Source organism: Zhongshania aquatica, from assembly GCF_027257955.1.
Taxonomy (GTDB): Bacteria; Pseudomonadota; Gammaproteobacteria; order Pseudomonadales; family Spongiibacteraceae; genus Spongiibacter; species Spongiibacter aquatica.
On record NZ_JANZNQ010000086.1, the window covers coordinates 1 to 1,105 of the forward strand.

Here is a 1,105-nt window from a genome sequence, read left to right on the forward strand (position 1 = left end):
ATGCAACCGAGTGGCTTTGGTTTTACAATCATGAACGCCCCCATAAAGCCAACAATGGGAAGCCACCATTGATGGCTGCTTAACTTCTACTTTGAGCATCAGCTAAAAATGGGAGGATTACCGTGTCATATCGGTATTGCTCCCCCTTGCGTAGGCAATGTTTGAAGTCAATATTGTAAGTATTAAAAGTTGCTTAATCATGGTGGTGCTAACGCCGAAAGCAGACACGCAGCTTATCTGCGTCGGCCTGCCTTGCCTTGTTAAATGCCTTACTGTTAACATGCGCATTAACTATACGCATAGCGTGTGCGGGAGGTTCTGGAATGCGCGAAATATTCGATAAAGATGCCCCAAAAAAAGCCACAAATCTTAGTATAAACAGTAGCTTACTTGCTGAAGCAAGAAGCCTAAAGGTAAACCTTTCTGCCACCCTTGAGCGAGCGCTGGAAGAAGAAATCAGGGAGAACAAGCGCAAAAAGTGGCGTGAGGACAACAAACAAACTATCGAGAACTGCAACCGCCTTGCAGACCGTGGACTATTTGCTGACAAACATCGAGGCTTCTGATGAAGCAGTTTGACCTGTACGAGAATCCAGACTCTGATAGCCACGCAACATACCCTTTCTTCGTGGATGTGCAAACCGACCTACTCGATAATCTTAATAGTCGCGTCGTTATACCGATTTCTCCGGTACAGGATGCAAAGACATTTCCCAAAAACCTGTGCCCAATTGTAGAGATTGGGAACGAAAAGTATGCCCTACTTACCCATCAAATTACGACGGTGTCAACCTCATTTCTCTCTCAAAAAAAAGGCTCATTGCTACTTAATCGAACTGACATTATTTCAGCGCTCGATTTTCTCCTGATGGGCATTTAACGCCGTGGTCAGTGGGCCAGAGTAGTGGAGCATTTTTTATGGTAAAAATAGCGTAGCGATACCATAAAAAATGCGCAGCGCAACTGGCTCCACTGCACCACCTTGTGTACGCCCAGCATGGGCATGAACTAATGAGGTGAAAGTCCTCTGTAGGAAGGTCACCATCCTTAGCGATTTATGATCGTTATTAGATGTTAACTACTAGCGAATGGCAAGGGCTTGACC

At 45.3% G+C, this 1,105-nt stretch carries 2 protein-coding genes; both read left to right on the forward strand.

Annotated features, from left to right (window positions below):
* Window positions 1-323 precede the first annotated feature (323 nt).
* The gene (locus O9X78_RS20725; RefSeq protein ID WP_269621587.1) at window positions 324-566 is read left to right on the forward strand and encodes a type II toxin-antitoxin system CcdA family antitoxin; all 243 of its coding nucleotides are present in this window, start codon (window positions 324-326) and stop codon (window positions 564-566) included.
* Complete coding sequence (locus O9X78_RS20730) at window positions 566-880, forward strand: CcdB family protein (protein WP_269621588.1); 315 nt, start codon at window positions 566-568, stop codon at window positions 878-880. Before O9X78_RS20725 ends, O9X78_RS20730 begins: the two co-directional genes overlap by 1 nt.
* Window positions 881-1,105 lie beyond the last annotated feature (225 nt).

Coding starts and splice junctions, on each gene's coding strand:
- O9X78_RS20725 (WP_269621587.1), top strand. CDS start 324: ATGCGCGAAATATTCGATAAAGATGCCCCAAAAAAAGCCACAAATCTT.
- O9X78_RS20730 (WP_269621588.1), top strand. CDS start 566: ATGAAGCAGTTTGACCTGTACGAGAATCCAGACTCTGATAGCCACGCA.